The sequence below is a fragment of the Polyangium jinanense genome (genome assembly GCF_028435365.1).
In genome coordinates, this window is the sequence record NZ_JAGTJJ010000001.1 from 413,676 (window position 1) to 436,602 (window position 22,927).

The window sequence follows — 22,927 nt, forward strand, 5'->3', positions numbered from 1 at the left end:
GACAACGCACACAGAACAAGCGGAAGACCGTACGCGGCCGGACGTCTTCCGCTTGTTCTTGACTTCTTCAGCGTTCCCGTCTAGAACTTGAAAGTCACTTTCATCTACGCAGATGAGACTTTCAACCTCGGCCGTCCTGTGTTTCGGGGCCTCGCTGCTGGCTGCGGCGACGGCACACGCCGAGGAGCCTGCGCCGAGCGGCAAGGACAAAGGCGCCGAGGTCGTCGTCACGGGCACACGCATGCCCGAGCAGAGCCAGCGCGCCACGGTGCGCGTCGACGTCGTCACCCGCGAGGAGGCCGAGCGGCGCGGCGCGACGAACGTGGCCGAGGCAATCGCGGGGCAGCCCGGCGTCCAGATCAATCCGTCGGCGTACGGCGACATCGGCAATCCGAGCGCGATCCAGATCCAGGGCCTCGACAAACAACGCGTGCTCGTCCTCGAAGACGGCGAGCGCGTCATCGGCGACGTGGGCGGCGCGATCGATCTCTCACGCATGCCGCTCTCGGACGTCGCCCGCGTCGAGGTCGTCGCCGGGCCGATGAGCTCGCTCTATGGCACGAGCGCGATCGGCGGGGTCGTCAATGTCGTCACAGGACAACCCCTGCACCCGGGATTCAGCGGGCGGGCGCGGCTCGAAGGTCGCAATCGCCGCGGCGTCATCGCCCAGGGCAATGCGGCGTGGCGCGGCGAGCGGGCCTGGGCCACGCTCGACGGCAATTTCTTCCGCACGGACGGGGTCTCGCTCCTCGAAGACGCGGTCGACCTCGCCATGCCCTCGCGCCTGCAGGGAATGGTCGGGCTCCGGGTCGGCGGAAACATCAATACTCGCACGCGCCTGCAAGGCCGCGTGCGCTGGATCCACGACGCATCCGAGGGCCGGCAAAGCCAGGTCGTCCCGGGCCTCGGGACGTACCGGATCGACCTGCCGCAGAGCACGAATCGATTTGCCGTCCATCTCGTCGAGCTCGTCGATCTCGGCCGCGGATCGACCCTGCGCCTCGCGCTCGGGCAACAATGGGCGTTCGACACGACCCAGAAAGACCGATACGAATCGCCGATCGACGAGACCCGCGACCGCGAGGCCTCGCTCTCCAGCCTGGAGGCGACCGGCACCATCGCGGACGGCCGGCGCACCTGGGTCGTGGGCATGCGCGCCGAGGTGGAAAAACTCTCGCAATCGCTCACGCGCGCCGAGCTCATCAGCGGCGCCGTGCAGACGAAAACGATCGAGGAGCTCGTCCCCGTCACGCTGGGCAGCGTCGCGGGGTATGCGCAGCTCGGCTGGAAGCTCTTCGATTCGCTCACCCTGCTCGCCGGCGGCCGCGTGGAGATGCACCTGCGTTATGGCGGCGTCGCCGTGCCGCGGCTCGCGCTCTCGTATCAGCCCTCGCCGAGCGTCACCGTGCGGGCCTCCGTCGGGCGCGGGTTTCGCGCCCCGGCGGCAAAGGAAATCGGGTTCGCCTTCGATCACGGCGCCCTCGGATATCGCGTGCTCGGAAATCCCAATCTCGGCCCCGAAACCTCGTGGGGCACGAGTGGGGACGTGAGTTATCGATCGAAAAACGGCTTTCAGATCCGCGGCAGCGTCTTCGCGAACTGGATCGACGGCCTCATCGACATCGACATCCGGCCCTCGGCGAGCCAGGGCGGCATCGACGATTATACCTACCGCAACATCGGCCGTGCGCGCACGTTCGGCGCGCAGATCGACGGCGCCTTCACCCTCGCGAACGTGCTGCGCGCGGAGGCCGGGTATTCCTATCTCTGGACCCGGGACGACGAGAACGAGCGCCCGCTCGAAGGCCGCCCGCCGCACACCGTGGTCACCGCGATCCGGGCCGACCTGCCGCTGCGGCTCGAGCTCGTGCTCCGGTATCGCATGGTTACCGATGCCTTCCTCGACGAGGGCTTGCGCACGCCCGGCTTCCAGACGATCGACGCGCGGATCGCGCGCCCGATTTTTCGCGGGGTCCGCGCCTATGCCGGGGTGCTCAACGCGCTCGGCGCCCAGAAAGACCCCAGCCGATTGGGCGACCAGCGGCCGGTCCAGGGGCGGACCCTTTACCTTGGCCTCACGGCCGACTTTCCCGCGGAGGAACCATGAAACGATCAGTATTGGCCGCAGCTTTTCCGCTCCTTCTTTGCGCCTGCAGCGAGGAGGTGGGCAAACCCGCGACGACGGGAGAGCCCCCGGGCAACGAGAACGACGCGACGTTCGAAGTGCCCGTCCCCGCCGAGGGGCGTACCTACGTCTCGCTCGCAAAACCCGAGATCGTCGTGCCCGAGGGTGACGCCACGGCCTCGACGGCCTGGGATCTCGCATTCGAGAAACTCGACGTCTTCACGAACAGCGGCGCGTCCGGGTCCGGCGAGGGCGGGGCGTTCGGTCCGCTCGACGCGGTGACGTTCGACGACGGCATCGCGCCGGCGGTCCCCTTCATGACGAAGGACGAATCGGGCGGCGCGTTCCGTGATTTCTGGGCGTACGATCCGAGCGTCCACGTGCTCTGGGTGCGTTATCACGTGTACGGCGTGCGCGACGGCGACAAGCAATGGAAGGTGCAGGTCCTCGGGTATTACGCCGAGCAACAAGGCGCGCCGGTGGCGGCCATTTATCGGGTCCGGTGGGCCGAGGTGACGTCCGCCGGCGTGGGCCCGACGCAGACGCTCGCCGACATCGACGGCACCGCGGGCGGCTCGCAGGCGCCCGAGGACGCGCCCAGCGAATGCCTCGATCTCGGCACGGGCGCGCGGACGAAACACACGCCGGCCGAGGCGCTCACCACGAAGGACTGGCACCTCTGCTTCCGCCGCGCCTCGGTCAGCGTCAATGGCGAGCTCGGCGGGCCGCGCGGCGTGACCGCCGTCGATCTGCACGCGGCCGAGACGAAGGACGAAACGCTCGACATCGTCAAAACGCGCACGGATGATTCCGAGCTCCCGCGGTTCGACGCGGTCGGACATGCGGAGCTGTCCGATCCGAAGCTCGTTTGGCGGGGCGATCGGATCTTCAGCGCGTTGTCGGACTACTGGATCGATCGGGCGGCGGCGACGCCCGCGCCGACGGACGCCACCTGGCTCGTGCAATCGGCCGCGGACGGCGTTTCGCGGTACCTCCTGGTCTTCGACCGCTTCGACGGCGCGACGGCCGACGGGCCGGGCAAGGTGGTCCTGCGCGTCAAGCCGGAGGGCGTTCCGCAGCAATGAGCGGGTGCGCGCCTATTGCGCGCACCGCGCGGCCTCCCCGGGTACCGGGAAAAACCGGGCGCCGTCGATCTTCTCGGCGCCCGCCTTCCGCGTGATCTCCACGGCCACCGGATATCGCTCGCACGAAAGGCGGAAGCCCGCCCGCGTGGCGCCGTCGCCCCCGATCACGTCGCCGATCCGGCACGCCCCGCGAATCTCCTTCAGGCTCGCGAGGGATGCCTTCATGCGACCGAGGTCCACGCTCGCATCGAAGAGCTCCGCCGCCGCGGCGTCGTCCCATCGATTCACGAGCCGGACGAGTTTGTCCCCGCCCGACGCGAGCGCGCTCGGCGGCGGCAGCACGCTGCGGAAATCGAGGAACTGGATCCGCGGCGGCGAGGTCGGCGCGAGCGTGAACGACACGCCGATCCACCCCTTCTCGCATTCGAGCCGGAACGTTCCGCGGAGCGCGTTCTCCGCCTCGAACGTCCCCTCCTCTCGGCAAGCGCCGTGCGCGGCGCGGAGCTTGCCGACATCCGCCGCCCATCTTTCGCGTGGTTTGTCGAGGTAAATCGAATCCGCGAAGATCGCATTCGCCTCCGCATCGCTCCATTTCGCGACGAGCCGGCTCGTGGCCTCCTTCGCCCGCACGAGCGCCTCCGAGGGCACGAACGCGCGCGGCACGAGCGCGCCCGTCTCGTGCAGGCGCCGCAACGCCTCGCGCGCGATCCGCCACATGGGCGCGTACGTGAGGTTCGACATGGCGATCACCCCGACGCCGTGATCCGGCAAGAACTGGATCACCGACCCATACCCGGGCAAACCCCCGGTGTGCGAGACGCCTCGCGAAAATTCGCACGTCTCGAACGTGCCGAGCCCGAACGTATATCCCGTCGCGCGCACGGACGGCGGCTCGTCCCCGAGTCCGGGCGAGGCCCAGAGCCCCGTCGAGCGGCCGATCTCGTGCATCTCGCGCAGCGTGCTTCGCCGGACCGGCCCCGCCTCCCGCTCGTCACGCGGCGGCCACGCCGCGAGGTGATACGCCACGTACTTCGCCATGTCGGCGACCGACGAATAAAGCCCGCCCATGGCCCCGTACGCGCCGTGCGGCAGGTTCACCTCGGGCACGAGCGTATCCCCCTCCTTCCGATATCCGCGCGCGAGATGCTTCTTTTCGACCATCCGCTCGTCGAGGACCGTCCGGTTCATCCCGAGCGGCGAGAGAATCCGCGTACGCAAAGAGTCCGCGTAATCGATTCCCGAGACGTTCGTGATCACGCGCCCGAGGATCGCGAATCCCGTGTTCGAATACTCGAACGTCGATCCGGGCGACGTCGAGAAGGGAAACCCCTCGCGCATCATCTTCGAGAACTCGGCCTCGGAAATGCCGAGCTGCCGATCGCCCCAGGGATTGTCCTCGGGGAACCCGGCGCCGTGCCCGAGGAGCTGCCGGAGCGTGATCGGCGCCGCGTCGCGCGTGGGATACCGGAGGCCGGCAAGCTCGGGGACATATCTCGCGGCCGGATCGTCGAGCGAGAGTTTTCCCTCGTCCCGGAGCTGCAGAATGGTCATCGCCGTGAAGCTCTTCGTCACCGAGGCGATCCGAAACACGGAGTCCTTGTCGACGGGCGCCTTCGTCGCGACGTCAGCCACGCCGAATCCCTTCGCATAAACGAGCTCGCCGTCGATCACGATCCCGACGGCCACGCCGGGCAACCCCCGGCGCGAAACCTCGTCCGCGACATATCGCTCGATCGCGGGGAAGGCCGCGGCGAGCTTCTCTTTCCGCTGCGGATCGAGGAACACGGGCGGCTGCATCGAGGGGCGCGCGAACTGCATGTCGCGGCCCTCGGCCTTCGCGACCTCGGGCGGCTTCGAAGATCCGCAGGCCGATACGAGCAGCGCGGCGAGGGGCAGAATCCGGCGGGCGGGCACCATCGAGCGCGCATCTTCGCCCCGCCGGCGCGTGCGTGCCAACGAAAAAGGGCGGTTCCCGCTTTACGCCGGCGAACGCTCGACGTATCGAAACGTGTCGTGACGATCGACGAGGGGCGCAAAGGTGGAGCACGTGCAGCCTGGGAAGCGCTCGGGCGCCACGCTCCGGCGTCCGCCCGCGACGTGAATCAGGCGCTCGAAGCCGCGCGCCTCGCGTTTCGCCTCGGCGACCTTCGCCTCTTCGATGCATGGATCACGCAGGCGCTCGCGCTCGCGACGGCGGAGGGCCCACGCGCGGCGGCGAAGGTGCACCTCGCCGCGGCGAGCTTCGAGCGCAGCGCGGGGCGGTTTTTGGGCTGCAAACGGCACGTCGAGCGAGTGATCGCGCTGGCGCCCGACGAACCCGCGCTGCGGGAGCGCGCGGGCGTCCTCCTGCATGCGTTCGGCGCGCCAAACGAAACAAGCTTTTCGGAGACATCCCATCCTCGGTCCGCGGAGGCCGAAGCGCTCGTGATGCGCGCCCGGGAGAAGAGCGCGAGCGGCGACCCGCGCGGCGCTGTTCGGGATCTGCTCGCGGCCAAACACATCGCGGACGAGGCGCAGATCTGGGTGATCGATCTGGAGCTCGTCGCGCTCGGCCGGCGGCATTTCGGGTTCCTCGACGTCGAGGCGCTCACGGCGATGGTCCGTGGCCCGGACGAACCCAGCCGCAAAGCCGAAATCGAGCACGCGCGGTATCGGCGGTTTCTGGCCCCCGCCCTCGATCGCGCCGTGCGCCTCGTGAACCGCGCCTGGGACGTGCTCCCGGAGGCCGCGCTCGCGCCACTCGCGTGGGGACTCCGAGACGCATCCTACGAGGAGGAAGGCGGTCTCACGGCTCCACGCGCGCGAAGGCTCCGGCTCCTCGCGCACCTCTTCCCCGAGGCGATGCTCGCGCGGCTCGGCGACCCGCCCACGCGCACGCTGCCGCCGCTCCGCAGCTCGGCGCGGCAACGCGCCAAGATCTTGCAATGGTCGATCCGGAGCCGCACCCCCGCGGACGTGCTCGGCGAATTCGACGCCATTTTGCGAGATCATCCGCGCTCGCATCACCCGCATGCCTACCGGGGCGAATTGCTCCTCTGGCTCGGGCGCGTCGACGAGGCCGAGGAGGATTTCCGTCGTGGCCTCGCCATCCAGCCTCGCGCCCGATGGCTGCACATCGGCATGGGCGCGGTGCACGTCCTCAGGAGCGAATACGCCGCGGCGCTCGCCTGTTTCCAGCGCAGCATCGATTGCGCCCCGGCGCTCGTGGGTCCCACGCTGTACGGGGTTCGTGGCGAGGCGCATCGATTGCGAGGGGATCACTCCGCAGCCGTGGAAGACCTCGCGCGCACGTGCCGCGACACACCCTCCCGCGCGAGCGCCTGGGTGAACCTCTGGCTCGCGGAGGACGACCTCGGCCACACCGATGCACGTGATGCAGCTTGGAAAGAGCTCACGCGTCGCGCGCCGTGGCTCCTCGCGGACGCCGCCGAGGAGGCGCTCGGCCTCGCCTTGCCCGCGGTCGAGGACGAGCGCGAACGCCGCGCCACGCTGGAGCACGCGCTCCGGATGCTGCGTGGCAATCGCTCCTCGTCCTGCGTCACTTATTTCACGCGGGAAGGCGAGCTACGCACGGTCTTCGACGTGGGCTAGCCCGGACGAACTCGCTCAAAACCGCAAGCGCACACCCGCCGATCCCGGCCCGATCAAGAGCTCCGGCACGAGCGCTTCTTTGGGCTTGATCGTATCGTCCCGCTGGAGGAAATCCTCTTTCCACGCGATGCCGGTGACGAGCAGCGCCGTACCGACGACCTGGGTCAAACCGTCGAGCAAGAACACGGTTTTCAGGCCGCTGGGCAAGTCGCGCTTCGCCGCGCCGATGGTGAGGAAAGGCCCCGCGACGGGGATGTACATCATCGCGAATCGTTCGTCCCCCGAAAGCACCGAGGTCGTCGCGCCCATGAGCGAGATCCCGTAGGCCGTCGCGAGCAAGACCGTGCCGGCGATGACGAGCTTCCTGCGGTTTCGATGGACCCGCGTGTATCCGAGCGGGATCGGCTTGCCCTCCTCGTACTCGATGATCTCGGGCTGCGGGTCGACGCTCGGCAAACGATATCCGTACGGCGGAGGAGGATACGGATAGGGATACGGATACGGGGCAGGATAACGCGGATCGGGCGGCGCGGAGCCCGGCTGCGGCTGCGAGGGCGCGCCCTCGGCCCCTGCCACGGAGGAGGCCACGACGAGCGCGAGGCTCGCCGCTGCGACCACGAACGTTCGTTGCCAATTGCGTTTCATCGCCCCATGCCCCTCGATCGTCGTGACATCGTATCGCGCTTCGTTTCGCGCTCGCAAGCAGCGCTCAGGCGGACCGAGCGAGGCGCTCGCCGGCCACGAGGGCCCCGACGGCGCCGCAATACGCGCCGCGTCGAAGAAAACGCGCGGAAAGCCCCGTGAGCCCGAGCGTCTGCGTGAGGACCTCGACGAGCGCCGGGTTCTCCGCGAGCGTGGAGCCGCCGAGCACGACCGTATCCGCGCCGGCAAGCCGCGCGATCCCCGCGCAAACGAGCGCGATGTTCTCGCCGACGAGCCCGACGAGCGCATGCGCGAGGTCGGCCGGCTCCGTCGAGGCGAGCTTCGCGAAATTGGACGCCGTGAGGTGCGGCGGAATGGGCGCCCCTTGCGAATAGATGTCACCGACGAGCAGGTCCACCGACCCGCGCTTGCCGCGCGCCGCGAGCGCCGAAAGCTCGGCGAACGAGGCCGCGCCCACGAGCAACCTTCCGAGCCCGACGAGCGTGCCCCCACCGAGCCCCGTCCCGCCCGCGCGCACGGCCGAGTCGCCGTCGACGACGAGCACCGACGTGCCCGTGCCCGCCGAGACGAGCAAGTGCCGCGCGGGCAAGGCCAGGCCCTCCTCGGCGGCGAGGGCCGCGGCGCCGAGCGACCAGGCCTCGAACTCGGAGACGCCCTCCACGGCCGCGCCGAGGGCGCTCGCGCCGCCGCCCGTCACCACGATGCTTCGGGGAGCGAGCTCGGCGATACGCGCGCGGATGGCGTCGAGGTCGCGCGAGGGCCATCGCTCGGTGTGAAGCTCGCCTTGGCGAAACGCGATCTTCGTGAGGGTCGCGCCGAGGTCGAGGCCGAGGACGGGAGGAGCAGACGGCATGGTGGCCGCACGATATCACGGTTCCCGTGGACAAACCCTGCGAGGGGACTAAGATCGGGCATTTCTCGCCATGCCCTCGCGAACGTTTGCCACCCCCGACATCCTCGCTCCGGACCTCGACGCCTTGTTCATCGGGATCAACCCGGGGCTCCTCTCGGCGCAGAAGGGGCACAACTTCGCCAATCCGGCGAACGCGTTCTGGAAATTGCTCCACGAGAGCGGCCTCGTCCCCGTGCGCCTCGCCCCCGAGGACGAGATGCGCCTGCTCGATCACGGCCTCGGGCTGACGAACCTGGTCGCCCGCGCGACACGCGGCGTGATGGACCTTGGGCGCGAGGACTACGACGCGGGCAGGCGCGCGCTCACCACGAAGATCCGGAAGTTCAGGCCCCGCATGGTGGTCTTCGTGGGCATCACGGTTTGTCGGAGTTATTTGAACAAGAAGGCCTCGGAGCCCATCCCCTGCGGCGAGCAGCCAGAGGAGGTCTGCGGGGCCCGGGTCTTCGTGGTCCCGAACCCCAGCGGGCGCAATGCGCATTTTTCGTATGCGGAGATGCTCGAGCACTACCGGGTCGTGGCCCGCGCGCTCGAACGCGCTTAGCGGGCCTTGCTACGGCGCGAGGCAGGGCATGTCACCACACGGATCGATGATTTTGCCGGTCGAGCGCAGGAACTCGGAGATCTGAAGACGCGCGCCGGGCTGCACGCGCGGAACGCCGTGGGGATCGACGCCGTCGCGCAGCGGCTTGTTCTCGACGGGCGGCGGCGGCGTGCCCTTGTTCTGCATCGCATCGAACGGCCCCGTATCCCAGACGAAGACCGCCGAGCCGAAGTGCGGATAACTCGCGATCGGCTCGATGCCGAAATAAGGCGTCGTGTCGATCGAGCGGCCCGGATTCACGACGGGTACGTGGATCCCCGCGCCGATGGTGCGGGCCTCGACGTCGGCCGACCATTGCGTGACCTGATGATCGGCGAACGCGTTTTGCATGAGCACCGCGTGCGTCGGCGTCTTCGGGAGCGGATCATTGCCGACGTGCCAGGCATACCCGTTCGTCTCGCCGCGATCCCAGAGCATTTGCACGGACGAGAAGACGAAACGCCGGTCGAACTCGTTCGTGTAGGCCTGGTCGAAGAAGACGCGGAGCTGATCGAAGCCCGTGGCGCGGTCGAGAAGGAGGCTGTAGTTCATGCCCGTGACGCCGAGCACGCCACGGCGGATGTCCTGCGAGATCGCGACGAGCGCACCGCCGAGGATGCCGCCCTGGCTGATGCCGTAATAAAAGACGTCGCTCGTGTCGATGAGCGGCTGGTTCTGCGGGCCGCCCCGGAACGCCGGATCCGAGATGAAGCCCTGCGGGTGGATCATGAGCCGCGCGAGGAAGAGGTTGTTCAAGAGGCCCTGCTGGAGCCGGTCGGCGAGCGTGTTCATCCTGCCAAACTCGGTGACGAGGCGGAGGATGTTCTCGTTGTCGCCCGAGGACATGCCGATGAAGTCCGTCGCGCAGAACACGAAATTGTACGTGTTCGAGAGCTCGCCGGTCGCGGCTCCGCCGTTCACCTGGCTCGCCGATCCCTGCTGGCCGTGGCCATACAGCGCCGCGCGGCCGGGCACGACGGGTGAGGTCGCGTCGTTCCCGTCCGGGAGGGCCGCGCGCGGGATGTTGCAGATGAAGTTCGCCTGGAGCGTGCCACTGCCGTCGAACTGATCCGGGAGGCCGTCGTCCGGCGCATTGTAATTGAAGGACGCACCCGCGACGCCGTTCGCCTGGTTCAGGTAATTCGGGACGGTGAACGTGCCGATGATGCGGCGCGAGCGGTTCGCGTCGGGGTTCTGGAGGACCTGCGTGATCGTGAACGTGGGCGCCGCATTGCCGAGTTTTTCGAAGGCGTCGTCGCGGATGTGGAGCATGCGGCCGGCGAGGCTGTTCGCGCTGGCAACCGTAAAATCCCAGGCGAGGTAGAGCTCCTTGCGCTCGACGCCCGCGCCCGCGAGGACGTCGAAGATCTTCTCCATCGAATCACGCCGGGCCTCGATCGCCGGCACGTTCGAGGGGATCGCGTCGCGGTAGACCTGGAACGCGTCCGAGGCTTCGAGGATCTGCCCGGCGCTGTCCTTCAAGTTGCGCAGCGCCACGACGTACCGGTGTCCTTCGCGGAAATTCATGCCGGCGCGGATGATGAGGGCGCGCGTGGCGTCGCTCGTCGCATACGAATCGAGCTCGCCCCAGACGAGATGGCGTTCGAGGGTCTCGGCGTCGATCACCACGAGCGGCGAATCGGCTTCGAGTGAGCGCTCCATGTGCGTGATCGGACCGATTCCGGTCATGCCGAGGTCGAGGCCCGGCACGTACGTGAGCAGCATCTGGCCCGGGGAAAAACCATCGGCGCGGTTCCAGTCCGTCGGATCCATTCCGATCCCGCCGGGGCTCACGATCGTGCCCGCCGGTGCATTCACCGCCGGGGAGAGGTCGACCTCGGCATTGACGGGCATCGAAAGCGGGTGGAGCGCGACGCGGCGGCCCGTGCTCGTCGTGGGGTCGGCCACGGTGAAATGGTCGTTCGGCCAGGGGAAGAGGCAATGGGCGGTGTCCAGGAAATCGCAGCGATCCGCGTTCGTCACGTCGATCGTGCTGGGATCCACGTTGAAGACCGGCGGGTCGTCGGTGCATTTAACGAGGACGCCCTTCACGTCGGCGCCGTCCACGGTCCCCTTTCCCGCCTCGATGGCGCACGTCTGCGCGGGATTCGTGGGCTGCGCGGAGACGGTGACGTCGTACGTCTCGCCGTCGGCCTGGGGCGTCGCGAACTGGAAGGCGCCGTCCATCGTGACGGAGAGGTCGTCCTTGCCATTGTTCTGGAGGACGAGGCCCGTTCCTTTGAGGCCCGAGACCTCGCCGCCAATCCAGCGCGGATCCGCCGGGAGCCTCACGCATTCGACGGAGACGCCGGTCACGTCGGCGCTTGCCACGACGCCCTTGCCCCCCTTGACGGTACAGCTCTGCGCGGGATCCGCGGGCTGCACGGCCACCGTGACCTCGTAGCTGTCGCCGCCTTCGAGGGCGGGCTTGAAGGTGAATTCGCCGTTCGCCTCGATGGCGAGATTCGAGAAGAGATCCCCGGGGAGGGCGACCTCGAGGACGAGGCCCTTCCCTTCGAGGCCCGATACGGTGCCTCCGAGGCTGTATTCGTTGGGCGCCGCGGGCGGCGGCGTCACGGGCGCGGGGTCCGAGCCGCACCCGGCCGCGCCGAGGGTGGCGAGCACGAGCGCGTAGGCAAGACGAGTTCGACGCATGGAAAGATCCTCCAGTGGCCGCGACGGTATCACGGAGGACCGGCCGGCCGATACGAGGCCGGCGCGCGTGTTCAGATCACGTCGGTCGCCGCCGCGAATCCGATCCTCCCGATCTCGCTCGCGCCCTTGCGCGCCACGAATTCGCGGAAGCTCTCGCCCTCGGCCCGCTCGGTCACGTAATGCCTCGCGATCGCGGCGATCACCTTGGGCGTCTCCTCCTCGGGCACGCGGCCGTCGAGGCGGTCGCCGATCTTCGCGTCCGGGCCGCAGCCGCCGCCGACGCGCAGCGAATAATGCGGGCGCTCGACGCCGTCTTTGCCCTTCACCATGAGCCCCGTCATGCCGATGTCGGCCACGTGGTGCTGGCCGCACGAGTTCGGGCAGCCCGAGATCTTGATGTCGAAGGCGCCGATCTTCTGCACGAGATCGTCGGCCTCGGCGCGGTTTCCGCTCTCCGAGAGGTGCTCGCGCACGCGGGCGCCGACGCCCATGCTCTTCGTGATCGCGAGCGAGCAATAATCGGCGCCGGGACAGGCCACGATGTCCGTGATGTGCCCGGCGTCGGGCTCGGCGAGGCCGATCTGCGAGAGCGCGCGGTGCAAGCCCACGAGGTGACCCTCGGGAACGAAGCGCATCACGAAGTTCTGCGTGTTCGTGGTGCGAACCTCGCCGTTGCCAAACTCGCGCGACAGCGCCGCGAGCCTGCGCATCTGCTCGGCCGTGATGTCGCCGAGCGGGAGTTTGATCGTGACGACTCGGTAGCCGGCCTGGGTCTGCGCCAGCGTGTTCGTCCTCTTCCAGCGCGCGAAGGCTGCGTCGCCGATCGCGTCGCCGCCCGGGGCCGGCGGAGGCGCCTCCTCGTTCGTGTATTCGCCGAGGTATCGATCGAGGTCCGCCTCGATCTTCGCGCCCTCTTCGGCCTTGATCTTCGCGAGCTCGTCGTCGAGCCGCTTCAAGAACTCGGCCTCGCCGAGCTTGCGCAGGAGGAACTTGATGCGCGCCTTCTTGCGGTTCTTGCGCTCGCCGTCGCGCCAGAAAACACGAATCACCGCGTCGCACGCGGCGAGCACGTCCCGCTCCGGCACGAAGTCACGCCAGAGGTGCGCGATCTCCGGCGTCGATCCGAGTCCGCCTGCGACGTACACGGCAAAGCCCCGCCCCGCGTCGGTGACGCGCGCGAGCAGGCCGAGGTCGTTGATCATGATCTGCGCGTGGTCGCGAACGCTGCCGGACAGGCCGATCTTGAACTTGCGCGGAAGCTTGCGGTTGTGCGGGTGGAACAGGAAGTATTGCGTGATCGCATGGGCGTGCGGCGTCACGTCGAAGACTTCGTCCGGGGCGACGCCCGCGAGGTGCGACGCGGTCACGTTGCGCACCGTGTCGGCGCAGGCGCCCACCGTGGTCACGTCCGCCTTCGCGAGAACACGCTGCAGCTCCACCGTCTCCTCGATCTCCAGGTGGTGGAGCTGGATGTCTTGACGCGTCGTGACGTGCGCGAGCCCGAGCGCCCAGCGCTCCGTCACCTCCGCGACCACCTCGAGCTGCGCCGCCGTCATGCGCCCGCCCGGGACCTTGATGCGCTGCATGTGCTTCACGTGCGCGAGCTGCGCGTACACGCCCATCCCGAGGCGAAGCGGGCGAAACTGGTCCGGTGTGATCTCCCCCCGCTTGAACCGCTGAATGTTCTCCGCGTACTCGTCGAGCGCGGTCTGCATACGTGACGCTGCGTCAGACATGGCAGCCAACTTTATCCCTCACTTTTCCGACGCGTCAAGTGTGACAATCTTTCGAGGCCGGAGACCTCGGAAGGATGCTGGGGCCTTCGCGCCCGCTTCCAATTCCGCTAGGACGGTTCCGTGAAGACCGCCCTCCCGACCAGCACGGACTCCGTTCACGCAGGGGAACGCGTCGATCGCCCGCACCACACGCTCGCGCCTTCGATCGCGCTCACCGCGACGTACACGTTCGACGACTCGGACGACCTCGAACGGTTCATGCGCGGCGAGGATCCGGACCCCGGGCGGCTCGACTACGGGCGCTACGGAAACCCGACCGTACGCGAGGTCGAGGCGCGCATCGCCGCGCTCGACGGGACCGAGGACGCGCTGCTCTTCCCGAGCGGCATGGCCGCGCTGACGACGACGATCCTCTCGTTCGTGAAGGCCGGCGACGACGTGGTGCTCTTCCGCGACACGTACCGCAGGACGCGTCAGTTCGTGGTGAAGATGCTGTCGCGGCTCGGCGTGTCGCACACGCTGCTCGAGCCCGGAGACCTCGACGGGCTCGCGGCGGCGATCGGACCGAAGACGCGGCTCGTCATCACCGAGATGCCGACGAACCCGTACCTGCGCTGCGTCGACGTGGAGAGGCTCGCGGACATCTGCAAGAAGACGCGGGCGAAGACGCTCGTGGACGCGACGTTCGCCACGCCCGTCAATGCGATGTTCTCGGCCGTGGGCATCGACCTCGTGGTGCACAGCGCGACGAAGTACCTCGGCGGGCACAACGACGTGCTCGGCGGGAGCGTGTCGGGGCCGTCGTCGCTGCTCTCGCTCGTGCACGAGGCGCGCGACGTGCTCGGCGCCGTGTCCGATCCACACGCGGCGATGCTCATCGGGCGTGGCATCAAGACGCTGTCCTTGCGCGTATCCCGGCAAAACCAGACGGCGCTCGCGGTCGCGCGCGGCCTGGAAGCGCACCCGGCCGTGGAGCGCGTGTATTACCCGATGCTCGAATCCCACCCGGATCACGCGATCGCCAAGAAGCACCTCGCGGGCGGCGGCGGCGTCGTGTCGTTCGTGGTGCGCGGCGGCAAGGACGGGGCGCGGCGCGTGGTGGACGCGTGCAAGCTCGCGCGGATCGCGCCGAGCCTCGGCGGCGTGGAGACGCTCATCGAGCAGCCCGCGATCATGAGTTATTCGGAGCTCGGGCCCGAGGAGCTCGTGGCGGTCGGGATCGCGCCGGGGCTCGTGCGGCTCGCCGTAGGAATCGAGGAGACCGAGGACGTGGTCGCGGATCTCTTGCAGGCCCTCGACGCGGCCGCGGGCGCTTGATCAGCGGTTGAAGGGCTTCAAGGCGAAACGGGCGCGGTCGAGGGCATCCATGCCCGACCGGTCCGTGAGCCAGCATTGCGAATAACCGCCGCGGATCTCGGGCAGTTCGTCCCGGCCCGCGAGCTGTTTGCCCACGAATGCGAGGATGTCGCGGGCCTCGCTCGGCGAGAGCGTGATGCCGAGCGAGGCGCGGACGACGACCACGATCGTGCTGCTCGGCCAGCGCCCGATCGTCGATTTCTCCGGACCGAGCGCGCGAGCGAGATGGACGAGCTCGCCGATCGTGCGCTCGAGCCCCCAGCCGGCGAAGGGCGGCCGCGCGCGAGGCCCCTCCAGCTTCGACGGCTCCTGCACCTGGAACACGAGCACCGAGAAAGGAATGCCCGTGCTCGCGCTGAATTGGTACTCGGCCTCGAGGGCCTCCGTGAGCCCTGGCTGGTCGAGCACGCCCTTCACCTCGCTCCGCAAGGTCGGCTCGTACGTCACGGGGGCGTCGCTGAACCGGGACCGCGGCTTCGTGCTGCCCGGCGCGGGCGCGCTCGGGGGCGGCGTCGGGTCGTCACGCAGCCGGTCGCGCGACGGGCGCGGCGCGGGAATGGCCATGGGCGGGCGCTGGGAGATGCGCCGCGCCGCCTGCGAGGGCGGAGGCAGCTCGGAGAGCGGCAGGAGGGGCCCGGACGGCGGCACGGACATCGGGACGCGGAAGAGCTCGGCGAGCAGGCCGATCGCCGTGCTCGCCCGCTCGGGCCGCTCCTTGGGCTCGCGCGCCCCGACCTTGCGGAACCACTCGTCGAATCCCGCCGGGAGCTGCACGCCGCGCCTCGACGCGCGTGTCGTGGGCGGCTCCGGCAGCTCGCCGGCGATGATCTTGCCGAAGAGCGCATAAACGGACGGAAGCTGCAAGAGCTCCGGCCTCCAGTATGCCTCGCCGACGAGCAGTGTATAAGCAACGTGGGCGAGCGAATAAATATCGGCGGATGCCCGGATCCCGCCATCGCCGTGAATTTGTTCCGGCGCCATGTAGAGAGGCGTACCGACGACGGCGGTGGTGTGCGCGAGGGTCGATGCGACGGCGACCTTGGCCACGCCGAAGTCGAGGATCTTCACGCAGGGCCGGCCGTCGTCGCGCGTCGTGACGAAGAGATTTTCCGGCTTGAGATCGCGGTGGACGATGTTCGCGGCGTGCGTCTTGTCGAGGGCGAGCGCGACCTGGGAGAGGTAGAGCACGGCCTCGGGCTCGGGCAATGGGCCGCGGCGCTTCACCATGCCGCCGAGCTCCTCGCCGACGAGCAGCTCCATCACGAGAAACGGCAGTTGCGTCGAGCTGTCCACGCCCGCGTCGAGCACCTGCACGAGGTGCTCGCTCTCGATGCCGCCGGTGACCGTGGCCTCCTGCGCGAAGCGGCCGCGCATCACCGAATTCTCCAGCACGGCCGGGTGCATGACCTTCAGCGCGCGCTTGCGGTTCGTCGGCTCGTCGTGGACCTCGAACACCGCGCCCATACCGCCCGCCTTGATGCTGCGGACGACGCGGTAACGGTCGTGGAACAAGGCGCCTGTGACGAGCATGGAGGAGACCGGCTCGCGCATCCTAGACCAAACGCGCGGCTCGTTGAAAGGGGTTCTGGCAAACAGGACCGGTCCGTCCGGCCACTTGCACGCGATCTAGCGCAGTTTTACGTCGCTTCCACGAGCTCTCGCAACGAGACGGGCTCGAGCTCGGCGAGGCCGTGGATCTCGGCATAACTGCGCAGGATCTCGCCCGGGCAGGCGGAGGCGAGCACGCAGCGGGTCTCGTGAGGACAGGAGATCGCGGAAGCATGGAAGGCCGCGTGTTCTGCCTCGCCGGCGCGATGACGGAAGCGCGGGTCGCGGTACTCGGTGCCCGGAAGCGGAGGCCGCTCGGCGGGCGCGTCGAGCCAGGTCCGCGGCGGCGCGCCGTCTTCGCGCATCCGCCGAAAAACCACGCAAGGGACGACGCCCTGCACGTTCATGCGCACGCCGCGCGCGAGCGCCCGGGACATCACTTCAGCCACGTCGGTCATGCGCGGCGCGGACGAAAAGTACCGATCGGCGCGCGATTCGAAGCTCGGGTACGGCATGTGCGGGTAGAAGGACAAACCTCGCGCGGCGGCGAATCGCGCGACGCCTTCGAGTTCGCCGAGGCCCTCGCGCGTGGCAACGCAGAGGATCCACACGGATTCGGGCGAGACGCGGGCGAGGAGGTTGCCTATGGCGCGGGTGACCTCCGCATGCGCGCCCTTGCGGCCGACGATCCGGTCGTGCGCCTCGGGTGATACCGAATAAAGCGGCACGTGGAAGCGTGTTTCCTCGGGGAGCGCGGCGACGACGTCGTCGCAGAAGGCCGGGTCGGCGAGGCGCGTGCACGGGGAGAAGACGTGCGCGGTCTGGTAGCCGAGGTCCTTGGCGCGGCGGAGGACGTCGAGGATCCGCGAATGCGCGAGCGGATCGTATCCATTGATGCGGACTTTGCGCACGCCGCGGCGGCGGTTCGATTCGAGGTCGGCGTAGAGCCGGGCGAGCACGCGATCCCCGCCGTCCTCGGGCGGGGCCGTCTCCTTGATCGAGCAGAACGCGCAGGATTGCCCGCAATCGGCGTCGATCGCGAGGTTCAAGACCTCGCCGTCGGCCGAGGGCTCGACCGCCTCGGATGCCGACGGCAAGAGAAGCGCCGGGGCGACGTCCGAGAGGATGTCCGGAAAAACGACATCGAGTCCCTCGTGATCGCGCAATTGCAGGACGAACGCGACGAGCGCGCGGAGCTCGTCCGCGCCGGGAGGATCGGCGGCGCCGAGCGAGAGGTGCTTGATCGAAAAATGCGCTGTCGTGGCGAATGCGGGCTTGTTGTCGTCGCGGCGCCCGACGAGGACGAGGAGCCTGCGCGCGTCCGATTCCCGGCGGAAATCCAGCACGAGCTCGAGGCCTCCTTCGTGCGATTTTTGCAGGTACGAGCTCGGATAGACGTCGACCAGGGAAAACCCCGCCGCGGCGGGCGCGCCTTCGACGATCTCCGGCGAGAGCAGGGCGCGCAGGCCGTCGCGGCCGAAGATCAGGCGTCCTCGTTCGCGGGAGCGGCCGAGGACCTCGGCGATCGTTTTTCCCGGGCTCCGTTCGAGCAGCGCGTCGATCGAGGCCGCGACGGCCATCACGAGCCGCGAGACCTCCTCGCGCCGCTCGGGCGTGCGCTCGGCGATCGCGCCGCGATACCGCACGGCCGCGTGCGTGAGCCGCCGGAACACGGGGCCGGGCGCGCCGAGCGGCAGGACCGTGACCTCGACCCAGTCCGCGCTGCCCTTCGCCTCGAACCGCGCCGTGAGCCGGTCTTCGCCTTCGAGCAGGATCGCCTTGCAGGAAAATCCCCCGAGCCTGAGCGGCACGAGGGCCATCTCCATCCCCGACGCCTCGGGCCGCGCGAGCGCCGTTTCGTTGGTGCTCAAACGGATCCCCCGCCGGCCTGGTCCCAGGCCTTCACCCAGGCCACGAAACGATCGATCGTGGCGCGGTCGCGGGCATAAATGCGTGATTGCTCGTGATCGGGCACGTCCTCGGAGAAATACACGATATCGTACCGGGACGAACGGCGATACGCGGGCTCGGCCGGATCCGTGGGCGTGACGATGAACGAGAGGGTTCGTCCCTCCATTTCGAGCTCGACAACGGGCACGGTGCGGCGAAACGTGCGGAGGCGGGCGCCCTTGTTTCGCCAGCCCTCCGGATTCGGAAAGGCGGGGCCGCCGAAATCACGCGTGAAGGCCGCGGAGAGGGCAAAGGCGAGGCGCTCGATCACGTCGGGTTCGGTCATGTCGTTCATCCGGAGGCGCGCATGTCGCGCTCGAGGTCCTGGGTCGCCTTGCTGAAGGCCTCCGGATCGAGCTGCCGCAAGGCGAGGAGCGCGGCGACGCGGTGCAGGCGCGCCTCCGCGAGGTCCGATCGGACGAGCGCCTCGCGCGCCGATTGCGCCTGGCTCGCGCGGATCCGCGCGGTCGCGCGGCCGAGCGAGAAGGCGCCGAGCAAAAGGAGAAGCGCGCCGACGCCGAGGAGCAGCGACACGAAGAGCGCGCCCTCCGGGGCGAACAGGGCCCGAAACCCTGCAATGGCGGCGAGGACGACGATCCCCACGAGCGCGACGACAGCGCCGATCGCGCCGAGCCGATCCATCCACGCCGCCCGCGCGTGCTGCCGCAGGGCGATCCCGCGGTGCAGATCGGCCTCGCGATCGAGCCGGATCGCGAGATCCGCGAGCGGGTCCTCACCCGAGACCGTGGGCAGATCCGCCTGCGCGAGGATCTCCGAGACCTGGAACGCCGTCGGATCTTCGAGCGCACGCAGGGCCGTCCCCGCGCCGCTCTTCACCGCCTGCGCCGCCCGGTCCGCGGCGGGCGCGACGCGACCTTCGATCGCCGCGCCCACGTCGCGCGCGAGCGTCTTCGCGCGTTCCTTGATCCGCGGCGCTTTCGCCTCGGCGTCTTCGCCTTCGACCTCGGCCACCTTGCCCCAGCCCCCGCGCTCGGCTCTCGTCGTCTCTTCCATGGCTCGCGCTCGCTGCCCCACGATCGGGGCGGAAACGATACAGAAACGTCGTTCGAGTGCCAAGCGCCGCCGTTCGCCGAAGGCGAACCGCCTTGCGACGAAGGGCCCGACTTCGATAGAGTCGCGGATACCATGTGGGCCCGAGCGCAATTTTCCTCCCTGCCGCGCTCCTTCGCGCTCGCGGCCGCGCTCGCGCTCGCCGGAGGGCTGCCCGAGGCCTCGGGATGCGGGCTCCGGGTCGCGGAGAGCCCGACGCAGCCGATCCCGTGTTTCAACGTGATGGACTGCCCGCCCTCGAACGATCCGTGCATCGTGTCGACCTGCTTCGAGCAGCAGTGCGCGATGGTGGCGGCCGCGCAGAACACGGTCGTGCGTGATCAAGAGGCGGGCGATTGCCACATGCGGGTATGCGATGGCAATGGCCACACGATGGAGATCGACGACGACGTCGACGTGCCGGGCGACGACGACAACGAGTGCACGATAGCGACCTGCAAGGAAGGCGCGGGCGTGCACGAGCCGGCCCCGGTCGGCGAGTCGTGCGGCGAAGACGGCGTGTGCAACGGCAAAGGCGCGTGCGGGGCGTGTCTGCCCGGAGCCGAGCGCTGCGAGGGGAACGCCGTCGCGACGTGCAACGACGAGGGCGCGTGGAAGGCAGCGGTCTGCCCCGAGGGACGCCCGATCTGCAAGGAAAAAGCGTGCGTGGGGATCCGGCAAATCGCGGCCGGCGGGGCGCATACCTGCGCGCTTTTCGAGGATGGATCGGCATCGTGCTTCGGCGCCTCGGGCGTGCGGCGGGGCGCGTACGGAGCGCCGCCGGTCCCGGGCGTCGTCGGCGCGGTCGAGCTCGCGCTCGGGGGCGCGCACGCCTGCGCGCGGCGGGCCGATGGAACCGCGCTTTGCTGGGGTCACAATGCATTCGGGCAGGTCGGCGATGGCACGACGGAAGGGCCTCGCCCGCCCACACAAGTCGTCGGCCTCGCGGGCGCGACCGCGATCGCGGCGGGCGCGGCGCATACCTGCGCGATCGTGAACGGCGGCAAGGTCGTCTGCTGGGGACGCGAAGGCCGCGGGCAGCTCGGCGCGAAACCCGCGGGGCCCGCGGGCAAACCCCCGGCGAGCGAGGTCCCCTCGCCTCTCCCTGCCTCCTCGGGCGGCGCGCCTTCGCCTGTCGCGGGCCTGCTCGGCGCCACGAAAATCGCGCTCGGCGGCCGGCATGCCTGCGCGCTCGGGCCCGGCGGCCAGGTCGCTTGCTGGGGCGAAAACGAGAGCGGCGAGCTCGGCCATTTCCGCCCGTCGTCCCCTGCCAAACCCAAACCCGGCCCGCGCCCGACCTCACGCCTCGTCTCCGTCAAGGGCATCGAGGGGGCGAGCGCGATCGCGCTCGGCGCCGCGTTCGGCTGCGCCCTGCTCGAAGAGGGATCCGTGCGCTGCTGGGGCGACAATGCCGCGGGGCAGCTCGGTGATGGCACGACCGAGGCGCGGGCGGAATCGGTGCTCGTCAAGGGCCTGACCGGCGCGACGGCGATCGCGCTCGGCGCCGAGCACGGGTGCGCGCGGAAGGAAGGCGGCGTGGTCGTGTGCTGGGGCAAAAACGATCGGAACCAGCTCGGCGACGGCACGACCGAGGCGCGACCTTCCCCCGTCCCCGTGCCCGGTCTCGCGGGCGTGCGCGCTCTTTCCGCGGGCGGCGCGCACACGTGCGTGATGCTCGAAGGCGGGGCAACACGATGCTGGGGCGGAAATGGGGCCGGCGAGGTCGGCGACGGCACGACCACGGATCGCGGCGCCCCCACGGCCGTGATCTGGTGACGATTTTATGACCACCTGCGCCCCTCGCGGGCGGCGCGCTCGGATATACTGGCCCTCGGCTCGGAGGTGAGCGACATGAAGCTTTTCTGGGGTTCTTTGAGTGTGCTTACGATTGGCCTCGCCGTCGGCTGCAGCGCGACGGGGGGCGGCAGTCAATTCGACAATGAGGGCGGCGGCGGCTCGGGCGACGGCGGCTCGGGCGCGGGGAACCAGGGCGGTGCCGGCGGCGCCGGCGGCGGCTTCATCCCGGGCGCGGGCGGGAGCGGCGGCTCCACGCCCGGCGAGGATTGCACCGACGCGGCGAAGCTGATTTACGTGCTCTCGGACGAGAACGAGCTCTACAGCTTCGACCCGCCGGCGAAGAAGTTCACGAAGATCGGCACGCTCGGCTGCAACACCACGATGCAGCCGAACTCGATGGCCGTCGACCGGAACGCGGTCGCCTGGGTGAACTACGTCGAATCCGACCCGTTCCTCGGGGACGACATCAACGGCGTGATCTACAAGGTCAGCACGAAGGACGCGAGCTGCGACCCGCAGCCCACGGTGCAGCTCATCTCGAACTGGTTCCGCCTCGGAATGGGTTTTTCCACGAACGACGGCGGAATGGGCGAGACGCTCTACATCACGGGCACGGGCACGATCGGCGCGGGTGATAGCCCCGGGCTCGGGAAGATCAATCCGCTCTCGTTCGGCGTCGAGACGATTGCGAACTTCTCCCCCGGGGCGTTCACGGGCCAGAGCGCCGAGCTCACGGGCACGGGTGACGGTCGGCTCTATGGGTATTACACGACAAGCCCGGTCCAGGTCGGCCAGATCAACAAAGCGACCGGCGCCGTGACGAACGCCAAGGCGATCACGGGCCTGGCGACGCCCTCGGCGTGGGCATTCTCGTTCTGGGGCGGATCGTTTTACCTCTATGCCGCCGCGGGCCTCGACTATTCGAACGTGACGAAGTACGACCCGGTGGCGGGCACCATCGACAATGCGTACATGACCAACATCGGCTTCCGCATCGTCGGGGCCGGCGTCTCCACGTGCGCGCCGCTCGAGCCGCCGAAGTGACATGACGATCGGGCGCGGGGTCCAGGCCTTCGGCGTCACGCAGCGCGGAGTGCGGTTTCAGAACGACGACGCCTTCCGCATTCTAAGCGGCCCTTCCGGACACGTGTGCGTCGTGGCGGACGGGATGGGCGGGCACGGCGCGGGGGACGTCGCCTCCGGCATCGCCGTCTCCTTCACGACCGACCTCCTCGTCGCGCCGGGTGAAGGCCCCGCGCCCGATCGTATTCGCGCTGCCGTCGCCGCAGCCAATCGAGAGATCTTCCACCGGAGCAGCACGGACCGGCGGCTCCTCGGCATGGGCTCGACGGTGGCGCTCCTCTTCCTCCCGCACGACGGCCGGGTCGCCTATGTCGCGCACGTGGGCGACAGCCGGGTCTACCTTTATCGAGACGGCGCGCTCCGGCGCCTGACGGAAGACCATTCCCTCGCCCACTTCCTCCGGCAGAACCCCGACAAGCGCGCGGAGCTCGGCATCCCGGAGGCCGACCTGGAGAACGTCGTCGCGAACATCCTCACGCGCTCGCTCGGCATCAAGGACACCGTGGACGTCGACCTCGTCGAGATCGAGGTTTGTCCGAACGACCGATTTCTCCTCTGCACCGACGGCCTTTGGGACCCGGTCGACGATGCCCGCATCACCGAGATCCTCCGGGACGGCGGGGACGACGTGGGGGAGACGTGCGCGCGGCTCCTCCGGGCGGCGCAAACTGTGCCAGGAACAGAGCGGACGGACGAACGGTTCGGCCGGGACGACGTGGCGTTGATCGTCGCGAGGGTGTTGACTTGCGCCCCGTCTCGGACGTAGCGTTCGCCTGGTCTCCTTTCAGGAAAGGA

General features: G+C 69.1%; 17 protein-coding genes. 8 read left to right on the plus strand and 9 right to left on the minus strand.

Annotation, left to right across the window (positions count from 1 at the left end; translation table 11 throughout):
* Positions 1 to 112: 112 nt before the first annotated feature.
* Positions 113 to 2,107, plus strand: coding sequence for a TonB-dependent receptor plug domain-containing protein (locus KEG57_RS01655; RefSeq protein WP_272418411.1), 1,995 nt, complete (start codon positions 113 to 115; stop codon positions 2,105 to 2,107).
* On the plus strand, positions 2,104 to 3,210 hold the full coding sequence (locus KEG57_RS01660) for an HmuY family protein (protein WP_272418410.1): 1,107 nt from the start codon (positions 2,104 to 2,106) through the stop codon (positions 3,208 to 3,210). The genes KEG57_RS01655 and KEG57_RS01660 overlap by 4 nt, the downstream gene beginning before the upstream one ends.
* A 12-nt stretch (positions 3,211 to 3,222) precedes the next feature.
* Here KEG57_RS01660 and KEG57_RS01665 read toward each other — a convergent pair whose 3' ends face one another.
* Positions 3,223 to 5,127: a serine hydrolase domain-containing protein gene (locus tag KEG57_RS01665; RefSeq protein WP_272418409.1), complete on the minus strand. Its 1,905-nt coding sequence runs from the start codon at positions 5,125 to 5,127 to the stop codon at positions 3,223 to 3,225.
* A gap of 96 nt (positions 5,128 to 5,223) precedes the next feature.
* On the opposite strand from KEG57_RS01665, the gene KEG57_RS01670 reads away from it, so the two are divergent.
* On the plus strand, positions 5,224 to 6,801 hold the full coding sequence (locus KEG57_RS01670) for a tetratricopeptide repeat protein (protein ID WP_272418408.1): 1,578 nt from the start codon (positions 5,224 to 5,226) through the stop codon (positions 6,799 to 6,801).
* 15 nt (positions 6,802 to 6,816) lie between these two features.
* Here KEG57_RS01670 and KEG57_RS01675 read toward each other — a convergent pair whose 3' ends face one another.
* Both KEG57_RS01675 and KEG57_RS01680 read right to left on the minus strand, forming a co-directional pair.
* Positions 6,817 to 7,446 (minus strand): hypothetical protein, encoded by a 630-nt coding sequence (locus KEG57_RS01675; RefSeq protein ID WP_272418407.1) that lies wholly within the window; start codon positions 7,444 to 7,446, stop codon positions 6,817 to 6,819.
* 64 nt (positions 7,447 to 7,510) lie between these two features.
* Entirely contained in the window at positions 7,511 to 8,317 is an 807-nt protein-coding gene (locus KEG57_RS01680) for an acetate and sugar kinases/Hsc70/actin family protein (protein WP_272418406.1), read from the minus strand.
* Positions 8,318 to 8,387: 70 nt separating this feature from the next.
* Here KEG57_RS01680 and KEG57_RS01685 point away from each other — a divergent pair, with 70 nt between their 5' ends.
* Positions 8,388 to 8,918, plus strand: coding sequence for a mismatch-specific DNA-glycosylase (locus KEG57_RS01685; RefSeq protein ID WP_272418405.1), 531 nt, complete (start codon positions 8,388 to 8,390; stop codon positions 8,916 to 8,918).
* Positions 8,919 to 8,927: 9 nt separating this feature from the next.
* On the opposite strand, the gene KEG57_RS01690 is transcribed toward KEG57_RS01685, so the two are convergent.
* Positions 8,928 to 11,612 (minus strand): acetylxylan esterase family protein, encoded by a 2,685-nt coding sequence (locus KEG57_RS01690; RefSeq protein WP_272418403.1) that lies wholly within the window; start codon positions 11,610 to 11,612, stop codon positions 8,928 to 8,930.
* Positions 11,613 to 11,683: 71 nt separating this feature from the next.
* A complete protein-coding gene (locus KEG57_RS01695) occupies positions 11,684 to 13,348 on the minus strand; it encodes a nitrite/sulfite reductase (protein WP_272418402.1) in 1,665 nt (554 codons plus the stop codon).
* Between the two features lie 120 nt (positions 13,349 to 13,468).
* Here KEG57_RS01695 and KEG57_RS01700 point away from each other — a divergent pair, with 120 nt between their 5' ends.
* On the plus strand, positions 13,469 to 14,665 hold the full coding sequence (locus tag KEG57_RS01700; protein WP_272418401.1) for a trans-sulfuration enzyme family protein: 1,197 nt from the start codon (positions 13,469 to 13,471) through the stop codon (positions 14,663 to 14,665).
* Here KEG57_RS01700 and KEG57_RS01705 read toward each other — a convergent pair whose 3' ends face one another.
* The 4 genes from KEG57_RS01705 to KEG57_RS01720 form a co-directional block, all read right to left on the minus strand.
* Positions 14,666 to 16,255, minus strand: a complete 1,590-nt coding sequence (locus KEG57_RS01705) for a serine/threonine protein kinase (RefSeq protein ID WP_272458032.1) — start codon at positions 16,253 to 16,255, stop codon at positions 14,666 to 14,668.
* An 86-nt stretch (positions 16,256 to 16,341) separates the two neighbouring features.
* A complete protein-coding gene (locus KEG57_RS01710) occupies positions 16,342 to 18,123 on the minus strand; it encodes a radical SAM protein (protein WP_272418399.1) in 1,782 nt (593 codons plus the stop codon).
* The gene (locus tag KEG57_RS01715; protein WP_272418398.1) at positions 18,120 to 18,488 is read right to left on the minus strand and encodes a hypothetical protein; all 369 of its coding nucleotides are present in this window, start codon (positions 18,486 to 18,488) and stop codon (positions 18,120 to 18,122) included. Before KEG57_RS01715 ends, KEG57_RS01710 begins: the two co-directional genes overlap by 4 nt.
* A gap of 5 nt (positions 18,489 to 18,493) precedes the next feature.
* Positions 18,494 to 19,216: a hypothetical protein gene (locus KEG57_RS01720; protein ID WP_272418397.1), complete on the minus strand. Its 723-nt coding sequence runs from the start codon at positions 19,214 to 19,216 to the stop codon at positions 18,494 to 18,496.
* A gap of 132 nt (positions 19,217 to 19,348) precedes the next feature.
* Between KEG57_RS01720 and KEG57_RS01725 the strand changes: the two genes are divergently transcribed.
* The 3 genes from KEG57_RS01725 to KEG57_RS01735 all read left to right on the plus strand — a co-directional run bounded on the left by KEG57_RS01725 (position 19,349) and on the right by KEG57_RS01735 (position 22,898).
* Positions 19,349 to 21,028 carry an RCC1 domain-containing protein gene (locus tag KEG57_RS01725; protein ID WP_272418396.1) on the plus strand — a complete coding sequence of 560 codons (1,680 nt, stop codon included), beginning with the start codon at positions 19,349 to 19,351 and terminating at the stop codon, positions 21,026 to 21,028.
* Between the two features lie 75 nt (positions 21,029 to 21,103).
* Positions 21,104 to 22,093, plus strand: coding sequence for an NHL repeat-containing protein (locus tag KEG57_RS01730; protein WP_272418395.1), 990 nt, complete (start codon positions 21,104 to 21,106; stop codon positions 22,091 to 22,093).
* 1 nt (position 22,094) lies between these two features.
* Positions 22,095 to 22,898: a PP2C family protein-serine/threonine phosphatase gene (locus tag KEG57_RS01735; protein WP_272418394.1), complete on the plus strand. Its 804-nt coding sequence runs from the start codon at positions 22,095 to 22,097 to the stop codon at positions 22,896 to 22,898.
* The last annotated feature ends 29 nt before the right edge of the window (positions 22,899 to 22,927 follow it).

Bases quoted from the DNA above. Each gene is read 5' to 3' on its own strand.
- KEG57_RS01690 (WP_272418403.1), bottom strand. From the start codon at position 11,612: ATGCGTCGAACTCGTCTTGCCTACGCGCTCGTGCTCGCCACCCTCGGC.
- KEG57_RS01725 (WP_272418396.1), top strand. From the start codon at position 19,349: ATGTGGGCCCGAGCGCAATTTTCCTCCCTGCCGCGCTCCTTCGCGCTC.
- KEG57_RS01720 (WP_272418397.1), bottom strand. From the start codon at position 19,216: ATGGAAGAGACGACGAGAGCCGAGCGCGGGGGCTGGGGCAAGGTGGCC.
- KEG57_RS01735 (WP_272418394.1), top strand. From the start codon at position 22,095: ATGACGATCGGGCGCGGGGTCCAGGCCTTCGGCGTCACGCAGCGCGGA.
- KEG57_RS01675 (WP_272418407.1), bottom strand. From the start codon at position 7,446: ATGAAACGCAATTGGCAACGAACGTTCGTGGTCGCAGCGGCGAGCCTC.
- KEG57_RS01660 (WP_272418410.1), top strand. From the start codon at position 2,104: ATGAAACGATCAGTATTGGCCGCAGCTTTTCCGCTCCTTCTTTGCGCC.
- KEG57_RS01680 (WP_272418406.1), bottom strand. From the start codon at position 8,317: ATGCCGTCTGCTCCTCCCGTCCTCGGCCTCGACCTCGGCGCGACCCTC.
- KEG57_RS01730 (WP_272418395.1), top strand. From the start codon at position 21,104: ATGAAGCTTTTCTGGGGTTCTTTGAGTGTGCTTACGATTGGCCTCGCC.
- KEG57_RS01665 (WP_272418409.1), bottom strand. From the start codon at position 5,127: ATGGTGCCCGCCCGCCGGATTCTGCCCCTCGCCGCGCTGCTCGTATCG.
- KEG57_RS01655 (WP_272418411.1), top strand. From the start codon at position 113: ATGAGACTTTCAACCTCGGCCGTCCTGTGTTTCGGGGCCTCGCTGCTG.
- KEG57_RS01705 (WP_272458032.1), bottom strand. From the start codon at position 16,255: ATGCGCGAGCCGGTCTCCTCCATGCTCGTCACAGGCGCCTTGTTCCAC.
- KEG57_RS01695 (WP_272418402.1), bottom strand. From the start codon at position 13,348: ATGTCTGACGCAGCGTCACGTATGCAGACCGCGCTCGACGAGTACGCG.
- KEG57_RS01715 (WP_272418398.1), bottom strand. From the start codon at position 18,488: ATGACCGAACCCGACGTGATCGAGCGCCTCGCCTTTGCCCTCTCCGCG.
- KEG57_RS01685 (WP_272418405.1), top strand. From the start codon at position 8,388: ATGCCCTCGCGAACGTTTGCCACCCCCGACATCCTCGCTCCGGACCTC.